At 41.1% G+C, this 14,566-nt stretch carries 12 protein-coding genes and 1 tRNA gene; 5 read left to right on the top strand and 8 right to left on the bottom strand.

Annotated elements, in window-relative coordinates:
* Positions 1-211: 211 nt before the first annotated feature.
* Positions 212-2,884: an ATP-binding protein gene (locus MSC25_RS04720; protein ID WP_248442779.1), complete on the top strand. Its 2,673-nt coding sequence runs from the start codon at positions 212-214 to the stop codon at positions 2,882-2,884.
* 48 nt (positions 2,885-2,932) lie between these two features.
* Here the strand turns inward: MSC25_RS04720 and rimI are convergent, their stop codons facing one another.
* The 3 genes from rimI to MSC25_RS04705 all read right to left on the bottom strand — a co-directional run bounded on the left by rimI (position 2,933) and on the right by MSC25_RS04705 (position 3,833).
* Positions 2,933-3,400, bottom strand: a complete 468-nt coding sequence (gene rimI / locus MSC25_RS04715) for a ribosomal protein S18-alanine N-acetyltransferase (protein WP_029772791.1) — start codon at positions 3,398-3,400, stop codon at positions 2,933-2,935.
* The gene (locus MSC25_RS04710) at positions 3,387-3,692 is read right to left on the bottom strand and encodes a hypothetical protein (protein WP_248442778.1); all 306 of its coding nucleotides are present in this window, start codon (positions 3,690-3,692) and stop codon (positions 3,387-3,389) included. The genes rimI and MSC25_RS04710 overlap by 14 nt, the downstream gene beginning before the upstream one ends.
* A gap of 64 nt (positions 3,693-3,756) precedes the next feature.
* Positions 3,757-3,833: transfer RNA gene (locus tag MSC25_RS04705), tRNA-Trp, on the bottom strand.
* Positions 3,834-4,536: 703 nt separating this feature from the next.
* Here MSC25_RS04705 and MSC25_RS04700 point away from each other — a divergent pair.
* Complete coding sequence (locus MSC25_RS04700; RefSeq protein WP_055252828.1) at positions 4,537-6,135, top strand: BCCT family transporter; 1,599 nt, start codon at positions 4,537-4,539, stop codon at positions 6,133-6,135.
* A gap of 153 nt (positions 6,136-6,288) precedes the next feature.
* Here the strand turns inward: MSC25_RS04700 and guaA are convergent, their stop codons facing one another.
* Together guaA and guaB are read right to left on the bottom strand one after the other, a co-directional pair.
* Positions 6,289-7,866, bottom strand: coding sequence for a glutamine-hydrolyzing GMP synthase (gene guaA, locus MSC25_RS04695; protein ID WP_024033152.1), 1,578 nt, complete (start codon positions 7,864-7,866; stop codon positions 6,289-6,291).
* Between the two features lie 96 nt (positions 7,867-7,962).
* Positions 7,963-9,432, bottom strand: coding sequence for an IMP dehydrogenase (gene guaB / locus MSC25_RS04690; RefSeq protein WP_004586134.1), 1,470 nt, complete (start codon positions 9,430-9,432; stop codon positions 7,963-7,965).
* A gap of 146 nt (positions 9,433-9,578) precedes the next feature.
* Between guaB and xseA the strand changes: the two genes are divergently transcribed.
* Complete coding sequence (gene xseA / locus MSC25_RS04685; RefSeq protein WP_248442777.1) at positions 9,579-10,910, top strand: exodeoxyribonuclease VII large subunit; 1,332 nt, start codon at positions 9,579-9,581, stop codon at positions 10,908-10,910.
* An 11-nt stretch (positions 10,911-10,921) separates the two neighbouring features.
* Here the strand turns inward: xseA and MSC25_RS04680 are convergent, their stop codons facing one another.
* The 3 genes from MSC25_RS04680 to MSC25_RS04670 form a co-directional block, all read right to left on the bottom strand.
* On the bottom strand, positions 10,922-11,602 hold the full coding sequence (locus MSC25_RS04680; protein WP_248442776.1) for a hypothetical protein: 681 nt from the start codon (positions 11,600-11,602) through the stop codon (positions 10,922-10,924).
* Positions 11,603-11,644: 42 nt separating this feature from the next.
* Positions 11,645-12,463 carry a serine O-acetyltransferase gene (gene cysE / locus MSC25_RS04675; RefSeq protein ID WP_004586131.1) on the bottom strand — a complete coding sequence of 273 codons (819 nt, stop codon included), beginning with the start codon at positions 12,461-12,463 and terminating at the stop codon, positions 11,645-11,647.
* Positions 12,464-12,587: 124 nt separating this feature from the next.
* Entirely contained in the window at positions 12,588-13,517 is a 930-nt protein-coding gene (locus MSC25_RS04670; protein ID WP_248442775.1) for a GGDEF domain-containing protein, read from the bottom strand.
* A 296-nt stretch (positions 13,518-13,813) separates the two neighbouring features.
* Between MSC25_RS04670 and MSC25_RS04665 the strand changes: the two genes are divergently transcribed.
* Together MSC25_RS04665 and MSC25_RS04660 are read left to right on the top strand one after the other, a co-directional pair.
* On the top strand, positions 13,814-14,221 hold the full coding sequence (locus MSC25_RS04665) for a hypothetical protein (RefSeq protein WP_024033156.1): 408 nt from the start codon (positions 13,814-13,816) through the stop codon (positions 14,219-14,221).
* 1 nt (position 14,222) lies between these two features.
* The gene (locus MSC25_RS04660; RefSeq protein WP_054982750.1) at positions 14,223-14,537 is read left to right on the top strand and encodes a helix-turn-helix transcriptional regulator; all 315 of its coding nucleotides are present in this window, start codon (positions 14,223-14,225) and stop codon (positions 14,535-14,537) included.
* Positions 14,538-14,566 lie beyond the last annotated feature (29 nt).

Here is a 14,566-nt window from a genome sequence, read left to right as displayed (position 1 = left end):
TCAAGCAGCGCAGCCGCTAACTTATTTAAAACAAAGCTAAATATAGCGCCTTAAAAGATAATCTCGCTTTCGGTGCTCATTAGCCTTGTTTAAACCAATTATATACACACTTTTTTTACGCTAAATTAACCCAAATCAGCTTACGCTTCTTGTGTAATAAAGTCGTAACGCATATCATTGCTAGATTGCACGGAGGATAAGTAGTTTGGTCATGAAAACCAGTAAGTTAAGTATTCGATTATTATGGTATATAACCCCGCTTGTTATATTACCCTTGTTGTTTTTAGGTGGTTTTACATTAACTAACGTAACCAACTCAACACAAAAGCAGGCTGATCTTATAATGAGTCGCTTTGTTGAGCAGCAACAGCAAAAGGTTTTCAACTACATAGACTCGTTTCATTCAACAGCAAAACTACTGTCTACCTCGCCTGTTTTAAACGATTTTTTATCAAACGACATTCATGCTGATGGCAGCTATACCCGCCGCTTAGGGGCACTAATGGATGTTTTTGCCAGTTACAGCGAAGCCTACCCAGACATAATTAGTATTAACTTAGTCTCGGCCAGTGGTAAAAGTGACGCGTATTATTCTAATAATTTAACTACCGCACCGCAGTCATACCCATTTTTTAAGCAAGTACTGCAAAGTAATTTGCGCCAACAACAATTTATGGTGCAAAACAACGATGGCACCACCAACTTATTTTTTGTACAGCGCGTACAAAGTGTTGATTACTATTTAAAACGCCCACAACAACTTGGCTTTATAGTATTACAAGTTGAACCCTCTATATTAAACACCAGTATTTTAGAGGCGCCTTATAACAACACCCTAAATTTACTGCTAACCAACGACGGGCAAATTTTATTTAGCTCAGACTACAGCTTACGTGGGCAATATATTACCGAGCACGAGCTTGAACAGGTTCACGATTTAGCCGATGTAGGCACCCTTTCGACTATTGAGCTTTCGAGCATAGATAAAATAGAAAGAATGATATTTGCCGTACAAATGAGTGGCGGTTATTACTTTGTATCAACCATTCCAAAAGGCGTGCTTTATCAATCGGGTAAGGCAATTAGCTTAATCACAGGCTTAATTGTGATAATTTCGGTGATCACCCTGCCTATCCTTATTTTTGTGGTTGTGCGCAATTTACTGCTAAACCCAATTGAGCTTTTAGGGGCCGCCAGCCACCGTGTAGGTGATGGTGATTTATCGGTAAATTTACCTGCTCATACAAATGATGAAGTTGGTGTGTTGTTTAACGATTTTAACCACATGATCAACCAAATAAGACACTACCAAGAACAGTTAGAAGAATATAAACACCACCTAGAAGACAAAGTAGAAAGCCGTACTAAAGCGCTTGAAGCGATGAACAGCCAGCTTGAACTTGCCATAGCTCAAGCAGAGCAAGCTAACCAGCTTAAAAGCCGCTTTTTAGCAAATATGAGTCACGAGATTCGCACCCCACTTACAGCCATTATGGGCTTTACCGAGCAGTTATTAATTAACGATAAAGTGGTTAACGACAAACAGCATTTAAATACCATTTTACGAAACTCTAAACACTTATTAGAGCTAATAAACAACATACTCGATTTATCTAAAATAGAAGCAGAAAAGCTCGCTGTAGAGCAAGCACCCCTTAATGTAGTGCAGCTGGTTCACGATATAGAATCAATTATTGAACCGCTAGCACACGAAAAACAACTCGGGTTTAGCATTCATTACGAGCTGCCATTACCGCGCACTATTTATAGTGATATGACGCGCTTAAAACAAATTTTGATAAACATAGCCAGCAATGCCGTAAAATTTACCGAGCAAGGCAAGGTGTCAATTTGTGTGCACTATTTGCAAAGTAAGCAGCAGCTTGAATTTGTGGTTAAAGACACCGGTATTGGTATGTCTGAGCACCAAATAGAGCGTATATTTAAACCTTTTGAACAAGCCGATGCCACCACCACGCGCCGCTTTGGAGGCACAGGATTAGGTTTATGTATTTCTAAAAACTTAGCGCAATTATTGGGTGGCGATGTTACTTTAAAAAGCGAAATTGGCATAGGCAGTCGCTTTGCTATTACCGTTGATTGCCATATTAACGAGCCTAAACAGTCACTAGAGCTTTTAACTGAGCAAGCACAGCTTATTCCAGAAAAAGACCCTTTCTTGTCGTTTGCCACTTCTAGTTTTGATGCCAACATATTAGTTGCCGAAGATAACCCCGATAACCAGCTACTTATAAAACTGCTATTACAAACCTGGGGCCTAGAGCCAGATATGGCTAACAATGGTGCACAAGCAGTAGAAATGGCGTTAGTAAACGACTACCAGCTAATTATTATGGATATGCAAATGCCTATAATGGGCGGCCTTGAGGCAACTAAAATGCTACGTCATGCAGCCTACGATGGGCCCATTATCGCGCTTACTGCCAATGTAATGAACCATGATATAGACACATACATTGAGGCAGGTTGCGATAAAGCGCTGGCAAAACCCATTGATAAAGACGCGCTTGAAAACGTGCTAGTTAGTTACTTAAACCTTGAAAAAGATAATCAGAACAAGTGGGATAGTTTACTAAAAAGTGAAAAGTTTCAGCAAATTAACGATAACTATGTGGCTAACCTGCCAAGTTACTTACAAAAGGTAAACAGCTTAAAAGCCAGTAACGATGCAGAGGCGCTTCGAAGTGTAGCTCATAGCTTAAAAGGCAGTGCTGGTTGCTTTAATTTTGACGATATTTACCACAGTGCAGCGCTACTAGAAGAAAACCTACTTAGTAATGACCAAGCGCAGCGCCCCACCTTAATTGTAAATTTAATTAATGCTATTGAGCAAACCATAGCTAAAAGTAAAGAAACCGCCTAAAAGTGCGTGTTTTACTTTAAACGTTTATTTAGCGCTTAATTTAACCCTTTAACTAAACCCTAAGTTAAGCGCCATACCCATTAGTATGGCGTCTTCATAGCCATTTTTAGAGGGTTCATCGCTTGGGTAATAGTTTTTACGTACCGACATTTGCGTAAAGCCAGCATGTTCGTAAAGCGTTATTGCACGCGCGTTTGATTCGCGTACTTCTAAAAAAAGGTTTTCAGCATTTTGCTGCTCGCCATATTCAATAAACTGGCTAAGTAACTGCCTTGCAATGCCTTTACCTTGCTCACTGGGCGTTACACATATATCCATAAGGGTAAAGTCAGGCCCTGCCTTTTCACCTATATAAAAACCTACCAGGGTATTTTCATCAAACGCCGCTAAATTAAAGTAACGGCCGCCCATGCAAGAGCTCATTGTTTTAAGAGACCAAGGATGAGAGTGGCAGGCAGTTTCAATAGCCATTAATTGTGCTATTGCGCTTTCGTTTACAGGTTTAAAGTTTATCAAGGTGTGTGCTCATTAAAGCCCATAAAGCGCGCTTATCAGAAGCACTGAGCTGTGAGGTTGGTAGTGTAAGCTTATCGTCGGCTAACTGTATGTCTGCCCCTTTTAAAACATGATTAATTGTTAAAGAAGGTGCACTAAAACGTATATCACTTAATAACTGCTTGCTCAGCGCTAAAGGCTCAGCTGGAGTGCTTTGTGAAACGGCTAAAGTAGAGTCAGTATTTTTAGGACGATAATGCTGATTTAGTTCAAGGTTTTCTATACCAAAAATAGCTGCGTAACGTGGATGCATAACAACTCAGTAGATTAAACACTAGAACAATATATGAAGTAATAAAAACGATGTAAAGAAGAAATGGCAGGGGCGGAGAGATTCGAACTCCCAACCGTCGGTTTTGGAGACCGCTGTTCTACCAATTGGAACTACGCCCCTGCAATGTCGACGAATTATAGAGACCTTTTAGAAAAGGTAAAGTAAAAAATTAACTTTTTAGTTTAACTGCTTTTTAATTATACAAAACGCTGAATTAGCAAGCTAAATAGCGCTGTAAAGCCACTTTAGCTTTAGCAGCACTCACCTTTAAAAAAATAAATGCTGCTCAGCTTAGCGTAATTAAAACTGCAGTATGTGCTTTAAAACCGTGCGTGCTTAATAACCGCCGTACTGTTTTACCTACGCTTAGCCCAAACGCTATGCTGTAAATTCCTTCTTAAGTGTTAAATGCTTTAGCTAGCATGGTGTATTTACACTTGCTGCTAGTTATTTTTATAGCGATTTAGCTTGGTGGAGTTGCTGTATACATAAACAAATCAATAACATTGGCAGCATTTATGATACAGTTTAGCGTCTAGGGGATCCGCGTTATACCAATCGTGTTAAGTTATTAGTCGCTTATAGCGACAGATAAATAGAGCGGTTACAAGGCATTAATTTTTACATGTAGTTGCTCTACCTGAGAAATTTATAACGCTGTTAGCGCTTTATTTAGCTCGCTAGAAAGACTAAGTATTTAAGTCGATTGGTATTACCACCTAATTGCATATTTCATCATGTATCTTACTTACGCGGGTCATTCACAATGCAAATATGGAGGAGCTTTACTATTAGCAGTTGCTGGTAGTTCACGCCGTGTTATATGAAGTTTAAATCAAAAAAATACAGTATCGATTCAACCGATTACCAAGTAGGACAAGATAACGTTAGCAAATGGGGCATGGATATTCATACTAATGTATTTTCTGTTTCTATTGGCCTATCTCTACTTTTTATAATTACTCTACTTGCACTCTCACCTAACGAAGCTAAAGAGGCGATTAACTCAATAAAAAATGCCGCACTAACTAATTTTGACTACGTATTTATGTGGGGCGCCAATATATTACTGCTGTTTGCAGTAGGTATTGCCGCTTCACCGCTGGGTAAAATTCGCCTTGGCGGCGATAAAGCAACTACAGACTATTCAACCTTATCGTGGGTATCTATGCTCTTTGCTGCAGGCATGGGTATTGGCCTAATTTTTTGGGGCGTGGCTGAGCCCACCGCCTTTTACACCGACTGGTTTGGCACGCCTCTCAATGCAGAAGCCTTTACCGAGCAAGGCCGAGAAATGGCTTTAGGGGCTACTGTATTCCATTGGGGTCTGCACGCGTGGGCAATTTACGGTATGACCGCTTTATGCCTAGCCTATTTTGTTTATAACAAAGGCTTACCGCTTTCTATGCGCTCAATATTTTATCCGCTTTTAGGAGATAGAGTATGGGGCAAGTTAGGTGATGTTATCGATGTAATGGCGGTATTAGTAACCCTTTTTGGTCTAGCTACGTCGTTAGGCTTAGGCGGAGCACAAGCTGCCAGTGGTATTAGCCACGTGCTCGGCTTTAAAAGCTCTTTATTATTACAACAAGGCATTATTTTATTAATTATGAGCTTGGCTATCCTCTCTATTGTGCGCGGTATGGATGGTGGCGTTAAACTCCTAAGTAATATAAATATGGGCATAGCCTTTGTGTTTCTGGGTTTAGTGTTTATTTTAAACTTTACCACGGTACTTGATTCTGCATACACTGCAGTAATAGGTTATGTTAAAAATATCATTCCTCTAAGCTACAGCACAGGCCGAGAAGATACGCAGTGGCTACATGGCTGGACTGTGTTTTATTGGGCGTGGTGGGTTGCATACGCACCTTGCTTTGGTATGTTTGTAGCGCGTATTTCAAAAGGGCGCACCATACGCGAATTTTTAGTGTATGTATTACTCATTCCTACTCTTGTAACTACTGCTTGGATGTCGGTTTTTGGTGGTGTTGCGATTGATCAAATTATAAATGAAGTTGGGGTACTTGGCGCAAACCAAGGCATTACAGATGTAACGCTTAGCTTGTTTTATATGCTAGATGCTTATGCATTTGGTACGCTGCTTTCACTTTTAGCTGTGGCGTTAATAATTATCTTTTTTGTCACCACCCTCGACTCCGGCTCTATTGTAATAGATAGCCTTACATCAGGCGGAAAACTAGAAGTACCTATAAAGCAAAAGCTAGTATGGGCCGTTATTGCCAGTATTATTGCTATGTTAATGCTGTGGATTGGTGGCACCGATTCAATTCAAGCATTGCAATACATTACTATTATCGCCGCCCTGCCCTTTACTATTATTTTAATTTTAGGCTGTATTAGCCTAGTTAAAGGGCTACTTACAGAAACCGAGCAACCTACGCCCGTTCCTGCAAAATAACCCCGCTTAGCCCACTTCACTTAATGAGTTTAGTGGGCAAGAGCTAACGGTTTTTAGGCATAAAAAAAGTCCGTGTAAGCGGACTTTTTATTATTTAGATAACAAAACTATGTTTGCTATCTAAAAGGCATTAACCATTAGTAAAGACGGGTGTTATTCCCACTCAATAGTGGCCGGTGGTTTACCAGAAATATCGTAAACAACACGTGAGATACCGTCAATTTCGTTGATGATACGGTTAGAAACCACACCTAAAAACTCATACGGTAAATGTGACCAACGCGCCGTCATAAAGTCGATAGTTTCAACACAACGTAGTGACACAACCCAATCATATTTACGTGCATCGCCCATAACCCCTACCGACTTAACAGGTAAGAATACAGTAAACGCTTGGCTTACTTTATGATAAAGCTCAGCTTTGTGTAGCTCTTCAATAAAGATAGCATCAGCACGGCGTAGTAAATCACAGTACTCTTTTTTAATTTCGCCAAGTACACGTACACCTAAACCTGGCCCTGGGAATGGGTGGCGGTAAAGCATGTCGTACGGTAAACCAAGCTCTAAGCCAATTTTACGTACTTCGTCTTTAAATAATTCACGTAATGGCTCAACTAAGCCCATTTTCATGTCATCTGGTAAGCCGCCCACGTTGTGGTGAGATTTAATTACGTGTGCTTTACCTGTCGCTGAAGCGGCTGATTCTATTACGTCTGGGTAAATAGTCCCTTGACCTAACCACTTCGCATTTTTAAGCTTTTTCGCTTGCTCATCAAATACATTAATAAACGTATGGCCAATGGCTTTACGTTTTTCTTCTGGATCTGATTTGCCTGCAAGGTCAGCTAAAAATTGCTCCTCAGCGTCTACTTTAACAATGTTTAAGCCAAATTTATTGCCAAACATGTCCATAACTTGCTGACCTTCGTTTAAGCGAAGTAAGCCATTATCAACAAATACACATGTTAGGTTTTCGCCAATTGCACGGTGGATCAGCATTGCTACAACAGATGAATCAACACCTCCTGATAAGCCTAAAATAACTTCGTCATCGCCAACGGTTTCTTTAATGCGCTCAATAGCATCATCAATAATTTTGGCAGGTGTCCATAGCTTTTCACATCCACAAATATCAATTGCAAAACGCTCTAATAAACGTTGCCCTTGATGAGTGTGCGTTACTTCTGGGTGAAATTGTACGCCGTAAAAACGTTTTTCTTCGTTAGACATAGCAGCATGCGGACACGTTGGTGTTTTAGCTGTGGTGCTAAAGCTTGCCGGCACTTCCATTACTTTGTCGCCGTGGCTCATCCACACGTCTAAAACGCCGTTGCCGCCATCGGTAATATGATCTTCAATTGCATCGAATAATGCACAGTTACCCACTTTTTCTACTTGTGCATAACCAAACTCTTTTTTATCTGAGCTGTGTACACTACCGCCAAGTTGAGCTGCCATGGTTTGCATGCCGTAACAAATACCCAGCACTGGCACGCCAGCGTTAAACACGTATTCAGGTGCACGCGGGCTGTTCTCTAGTGTGGTTGACTCAGGGCCACCAGATAAAATAATACCTTGTGGATTAAATTCGCGAATTTGCTCTTCGGTCACATCCCATGCCCACAGCTCACAGTAAACGCCAATTTCGCGGATACGACGCGCGATTAATTGAGTGTATTGCGAACCAAAATCTAAAATTAGAATTCGTGAATCGTGAATATCTTTGCTCATGAAGGATCTCGTAAAGTAGATGCTAGATTCCACTAATTTGCTTAGTGGCTATAAAAGAGGGCTGGTAATTCCAGCCCCGTAATTTAAACGTGTTGTTTAACCTAAGCGGTAGTTAGGCGCTTCTTTGGTAATTTGCACATCGTGAACGTGCGACTCACCCATACCTGCAGATGTAACACGTACAAACTGCGGTTTAGTATTTAGCTCTTCAATGGTGGCACAACCCGTTAATCCCATTGCGCTACGAAGGCCACCCACTTGCTGATGAATAATCGTTGCAATTGGGCCTTTATAAGCGACGCGACCTTCAATACCTTCAGGTACTAATTTGTCAGCTTGGTTAGATTTTTGGAAGTAACGATCCGACGAACCTTCTTTTTGATCCATCGCACCTAATGAGCCCATACCACGGTAAGATTTGTAGTAACGGCCTTGGTAAAGTTCAACTTCGCCTGGCGCTTCTTCTGTACCAGCAAGCATTGAGCCCACCATTACACACGATGCACCCGCAACCAATGCTTTAACAATATCGCCAGAAAAACGAATACCGCCATCAGCAATAACTGGAATGTCACGCCCTTGTAAGCCATCTACCGCATCAGAAATAGCCGTAATTTGTGGCACACCACAACCTGTAACAATACGCGTAGTACAAATAGAACCTGGGCCAATACCTACTTTAACCGCATCCACACCTGCATCAGCAAGGGCAATTGCGCCTTCGGCTGTAGCAACGTTACCGGCAATAATTTGTAAATCTGGGTAAGTTTCACGAGTTTGAGAAACACGGTCAATAACACCTTGTGAGTGGCCGTGTGAAGTATCGATAAGTAAAACATCAACACCCGCTTCAACTAATGCAGCAATTCGCTCATCAGTACCTGCGCCAACACCAACTGCAGCACCTACACGTAAACGACCTAGCTCGTCTTTACATGCATGTGGTTTGTCTTGCGCTTTTTGGTAATCTTTTACGGTGATCATGCCTTTTAGTTTAAACGCATCATCAACCACTAAGATTTTTTCAATGCGGTGTTCGTGCATTAAACCTAAAATTTCTTCGCGCGATGCACCTTCTTGAACCGTTACCAGTTTGTCTTTTTTAGTCATAACGCTAGAAACAGGCTGTTCAAGCTTCGTTTCAAAACGCATGTCACGACCAGTAACAATACCTAGTAGGTTATTTTCGCTATCAGTAACCGGGAAACCCGAGAACCCTTTTTCTTGCGAAAGAAGCGTCGCATCTGCAATGGTTAAATCGGCAGACACAGTAACAGGGAATGACACAATACCTGCTTCGTAGGTTTTAACTTTACGTACGTTTCTCGCTTGTTCTTCAATGGTCATGTTTTTATGGATAAAACCAAGACCACCTTCCTGCGCGAGGGCAATAGCTAAACGAGCTTCTGTAACAGTATCCATAGATGCTGAAATAAGCGGCAAGTTAAGTTTGATACCACGCGTTAAGCGAGTTGAAATATTTGCCGTGTGTGGCAAAACAGTAGAATGACCAGGTACTAAAAGTACGTCATCAAAGGTAAGAGCTTCTTTAGCGATTCTAAGCATTTTGGCAACTTCTCACATGTGGATCTAAGATAAGGAATTGCGGCCAAATTTTAACAGCGTTGTGGGCATTCGTAAATAATATTTCGCAAATATTTATGATAAACTTGCCTTATAACTTGCCTCATAATAGTTTTAGGTTGTTTTTTATGTTTTCGAAGCCTTCGCAAACGGTTTACACCGTATCGCGCCTTAATAGAGAGATTCGTACAGTTCTTGAGCAGGGCTTTGCATCGCTAATTTTAACAGGCGAAATTTCTAACTTTATTACCCCTGCTTCTGGGCACTGGTACTTTTCGTTAAAAGATGAAAAAGCACAAATTAAAGCGGCTATGTGGCGCGGCAATAACCGCTCTCAAAGTTACCGCCCCGAAAGCGGCGCACAAGTAACAGTAAGAGCCCGAGTTTCACTTTACGAACCACGCGGTGATTATCAGCTTATTGTTGAGCATATGGAACCTGCCGGTGAAGGCCAGCTTAAACAAGAGTTTGATGCATTAAAAATGCGCCTAGCCGCAGAGGGCTTGTTTAGTTCAGCCTATAAAAAACCACTGCCGCAAAATATAAACCGTGTAGGTGTAATAACCTCAGCAACGGGCGCTGCTATAAAAGATATATTAACCGTACTTAAACGCCGCGCACCGCAATTAGAAGTCATTATTTACCCAGCCATGGTGCAAGGCAAAGAAGCCCATGTGCACTTAATTAACCAAATACAGTTAGCCAATGCACGCAATGAGGTCGACGTACTTATTGTAGGGCGAGGCGGTGGCTCGTTAGAAGATTTATGGTGCTTTAACCATGAGCAGCTTGCGCGTGCTATTTATCAAAGTGAATTACCCACAGTCAGTGCGGTAGGCCACGAAATAGACACAACCATCAGTGACTACGTAGCCGATGTACGCGCAGCAACGCCTTCAGCAGCTGCTGAGCTTGTCAGCCCTAACACGCAAGAGCTACATAGTAAGGTTATTGAGCTCATTAACCGGTTAAATAATGCCTTTAAACACGATATGGCCGATAAGCGCGCACTAGCAACACAGTTACAGCATCGGCTTAACTTGTGTCATCCGCGCAATCAACTTAATCAAAAAGCGCAGCGACTAGATGAGCTAACTATTGCCTTACAACAAGGCATGCGCAATCGCCTTTACCAACAAGAGCGCACGCTTAATAATTTAACCCCGCGTTTAATGCGTCAATCGCCTGATAAAAAGTTATCGCAGGCCAGCCATCAGCTTATGCAGATACAAACTCGGCTTGAGCAAGCAATGCAGCACAAGTTACAACACGCGCAAAATAGTTTAGCGCTGCAAGCGAGTAGGCTCGACTCGGTAAGTCCACTTAATGTTTTAGCGCGCGGTTACAGCATAACCAAAACCCAACAAGGCAAAGTGGTTAAATCGGTAGATCACATTAAAACGGGTGACGTGCTAATTACAGAGCTGGCCGATGGCGCTATAAAATCAACGGTGTTGTAAAGCTCTTTCAGTTAAAGCTCTGTGGCCATTAGTAAGGTTAGTTCGGTGTCGCTTGACGTTGAGGTTGTTCTTTTAAATTGCAACCAAAACTCTTGCTTCATTAACTTATCGTTTAGCTCTCGCCATTGGGTATGATCAAACGAGTCGTTATCAGTAGGTGCAGCAAGTTCAAATTTACATACAGTGGTTTTACACGCTGCACTAACAATCTCTGGGATAGAGCTTAGATCAGAGGTAAGTAAAAAATCTTGTAAAGCTATTTCTGTTTGATAAGCCCACTCTTCATTACGTATTTGCTCATCAAATTGCGCTTGCAAAACGGCTTGCGCATCAGAGGGGTCACGCAGCTGCTGCGCCGCGTTTTTCATCAAGGCTTTTTGTGCTGCTAATTGCTGTTTAAGCTGCGATACTTGCTCTTCTAAAGGAAGCTCATCTAGCGGTTGTGGTTCTGATTTAGGGGGATTATCTTTTTGCTCTATACGAGCGCTTTGTTCAGGGGCAGCGGGTACAACACGCTTTGCTGTTGCTTCACTGCTTTTAACTGGCTGAACAAAAGGTGCCTGCTGCTTTATATCAGCATGTTGTAACTTTGCGGGGTTTGCGTCACTTGAAGATAAATTAAAGTAGCTCCACGTTAAACCTACACCCGCAATAAATCCTATCCCTAGTGTTAATAAGCTATTTTTGTTCATTTTAATTCCTTTTAAAATTATTTTTATTTATACAGGCTGCTATTACAGCATGGCGCTGGTGTGTGATTCGTTTTCAGGCTCTGGAGTGGTTAAAAAGTTTTGGTTCATACTTTGCGCCGGACACGGGCAATCCGGTCTGCCAATAATTTTAGCTGGTACGCCTACAGCGGTGGTATGTGGCGGTACTGCGGTTAAAACAACTGAGCCTGCGCCAATACGTGCGCCCTCGCCTACTTCAATATTACCCAGCACTTTGGCGCCTGCACCAATAAGCACACCGGCTCTAATTTTAGGATGACGGTCGCCCTGCTCGTTACCCGTACCACCAAGCGTGACCGATTGCAGTATTGATACGTTATCTTCAATTACTGCCGTTTCACCAATAACAATACCGGTGGCGTGGTCAAACATTATCCCTTTACCAACCTGACAAGCAGGGTGAATATCAACCCCAAACACTTCTGAGGTTCGGCTTTGAATAAAACGAGCAAGCTCTTTACGGTTTTGCTGCCACAAGCAGTTAGCTAAACGATGCGCTTGAATAGCATGAAACCCTTTTAAGTTTAAAATAACCGTAAGGTAGGTTTCGGCTGCCGGGTCTCTGTCTTTAACGGCTTTAATATCTTCGGCCACATAGGTAAGCATACGGTCGCACTTTACAAACGCTTGGTCAAACAACTCACGTATTGTAAAAGCCGATACAACAGCATCTGCCAACTTATTAGCAACAATAAAGCTTAACGCCGAACCTAAACACTCATGATTTAAAATGCATGAATACACATGACTTGCTAAAAGTGGTTCGCGAGTTACAACTTCATTAGCTTCACTACGAAGCTGTTGCCAAATTTCATGACGCATAATACTACACTGCCTTAAATTGATATAAAAAGAGCCTTTTCCTAAGTTTAACGGATTTAAAGCCTAAGGTGTTAACGCCTTAGTTATTTGTTCTGGTTATTAGGTATAACTAAGAGTAAAAAAATTATATGAGTGCTAAATCACTCACACACAAAGCATCTTTTCCTTTATCTTTTGCTTTATAAAGTAAATCGTCTGCTTCTTTTATTAAATGCGCACAGGTAAAGTCACTATTGGGTGTAATAGTAGTGAGGCCTACACTCACTGTAAGGGTTTGGCTGGGTAATGAATGTTTATTTTCAATGTTTAACTGTTTTAATTTTTCTAAAATATCGTTCAATACTAACAAGGCCTGATCTGAGTTTGTATTTCCATACACTAAAACAAATTCTTCACCACCAAAACGGGCACATAAGTCACCTGGGCGTTTAGTAAATTCATTGAGTACTTTAGCCACCCTTTTTAAGCATGTATCGCCTTGTTGGTGGCCGTAAGTATCATTGAGTAATTTAAAATCATCTATATCAATAATAGCCAACGAAAGCGGCATACCTAAACGCTGACAACGATTCCATTCTTGCTCTAAAAAGGTATCAAAAAAGCCTCGGTTAGCAATATCCGTTAAGCCATCAATAGCGGCAAGTTTTTGTACTTGCTCTTCAGCTAGTTTACGCTCGGTAATATTTTGATGGCTAATAGCGTAATACGCTTTATCTGTATGGTTAAACGACACTACTCGCATCATAAACCAACGTTTTTCATCTTCACTATGGCATGGATATTCTAAATAAAAGTCGTCATTAGCCCCCGAAATAACTGATTTAATGCCGTTAAATGCCTTTAAACCAAAGCTATCTCCTTTTTGCGCAGCTTTTTCACACTCTGCTAAGTAATTTTGCTGCTCCCACATATCACAGCAGGCACAGTCGTTTTGCTCACCAAAGTTTTGCCAGCTTCGGTTTATATAAACTATGTCGCCGTTAAAATTAATAACCACTACTTGGTCGGGCGTGGTATCTAGTACCAACTTAAAAAACGCTTTATCGTCAATCACGAGCTTTCCATTTTAGCTTTGTTGTTAATTAGTATAATCAATAACAATTTTTTAACACAATATTGTTACTTTACTTCACGCTAGTTGCATAATTTATTAATGTGAAGTAATACTCCGTATGACAGCTAAGTAGCCTATAAAAAATATAAAAATTTTACTTTTACATTAAAAATCAGATACTAAAGCAGCATGACAGGGTTACTGTCATATGCCAAACTAGCTACTGGCATACTACTGACGGCGTAAAAAATAAAAACAAACGCTAAATTAGCATCATCAACTCAACAAGGATAACGATGATGAAAAACGATATATTGAATACAAAAAAGCTTGGTTATAAATTTTACTTTCAAGATGGCGACAATCAAATAGCCTGTTTTGGAAGCTACTTTACTGGTAAGGAAGAAGTATTTGTAAACGATGACCTATTTAGTAAAAAACGAACTATCTACTGTGCAAGCACGCACTCTTTTGCTTTTGAGGGTTCACAGTACCAAGTAAAATTTGACATGCTTAATATACTTACGGGGCGTCTGGAGTGCACTCTTTATAAAAATAGCAGTGTGATAGCCAAACAAGTTCAAAGTAGTCTTTCAGACGATCCTAAAAAGGCAGCATTTTTTCTTGCTGGCTGTACATTAGGTGGCGCGGTGTTTGGCTATACAACGGCAACTATTGTTGAACTATTTGTAGGGAAGCTTTAACGTGCAATTAAATCCTACAACAGTTAAATCGCTTAGAAGTAAGTTAGATTGGACGCAGCAACAGCTCGCAGATGCCTGCGATGTAAGTTTGCGGACCATTCAACGGGTAGAAAAAGAAGGCGCCGCTTCTAAAGAAACCACTATGGCGCTTTGCGCGGTACTTGAAGTACGCCAAGGCGAGCTAATTAAACTTGATGAGCCTATAAATAATGACGTTAAAAGTACGCCAACTAAAAGCTTTTTAGCGGGAGTGGTTATTAGTTCCTTAATAAGCTTTGCTCTAGGCGCAGGCTCAGTGCTTTTAGCGACTAACTAATATTACGCTTTAATAGTACTAATTAAATA

The sequence above is a fragment of the Pseudoalteromonas sp. 1CM17D genome (assembly GCF_023161805.1).
In the GTDB taxonomy this organism is placed as follows: domain Bacteria; phylum Pseudomonadota; class Gammaproteobacteria; order Enterobacterales; family Alteromonadaceae; genus Pseudoalteromonas; species Pseudoalteromonas atlantica.
The sequence above is the reverse complement of the archived record's forward strand: the minus strand, read 5'-3'. Positions and strand labels throughout refer to the sequence as shown.

Coding starts and splice junctions, on each gene's coding strand:
- MSC25_RS04665 (WP_024033156.1), top strand. CDS start 13,814: ATGATGAAAAACGATATATTGAATACAAAAAAGCTTGGTTATAAATTT.
- MSC25_RS04710 (WP_248442778.1), bottom strand. CDS start 3,692: ATGCATCCACGTTACGCAGCTATTTTTGGTATAGAAAACCTTGAACTA.
- xseA (WP_248442777.1), top strand. CDS start 9,579: ATGTTTTCGAAGCCTTCGCAAACGGTTTACACCGTATCGCGCCTTAAT.
- MSC25_RS04700 (WP_055252828.1), top strand. CDS start 4,537: ATGAAGTTTAAATCAAAAAAATACAGTATCGATTCAACCGATTACCAA.
- MSC25_RS04720 (WP_248442779.1), top strand. CDS start 212: ATGAAAACCAGTAAGTTAAGTATTCGATTATTATGGTATATAACCCCG.
- cysE (WP_004586131.1), bottom strand. CDS start 12,463: ATGCGTCATGAAATTTGGCAACAGCTTCGTAGTGAAGCTAATGAAGTT.
- guaB (WP_004586134.1), bottom strand. CDS start 9,432: ATGCTTAGAATCGCTAAAGAAGCTCTTACCTTTGATGACGTACTTTTA.
- guaA (WP_024033152.1), bottom strand. CDS start 7,866: ATGAGCAAAGATATTCACGATTCACGAATTCTAATTTTAGATTTTGGT.
- MSC25_RS04680 (WP_248442776.1), bottom strand. CDS start 11,602: ATGAACAAAAATAGCTTATTAACACTAGGGATAGGATTTATTGCGGGT.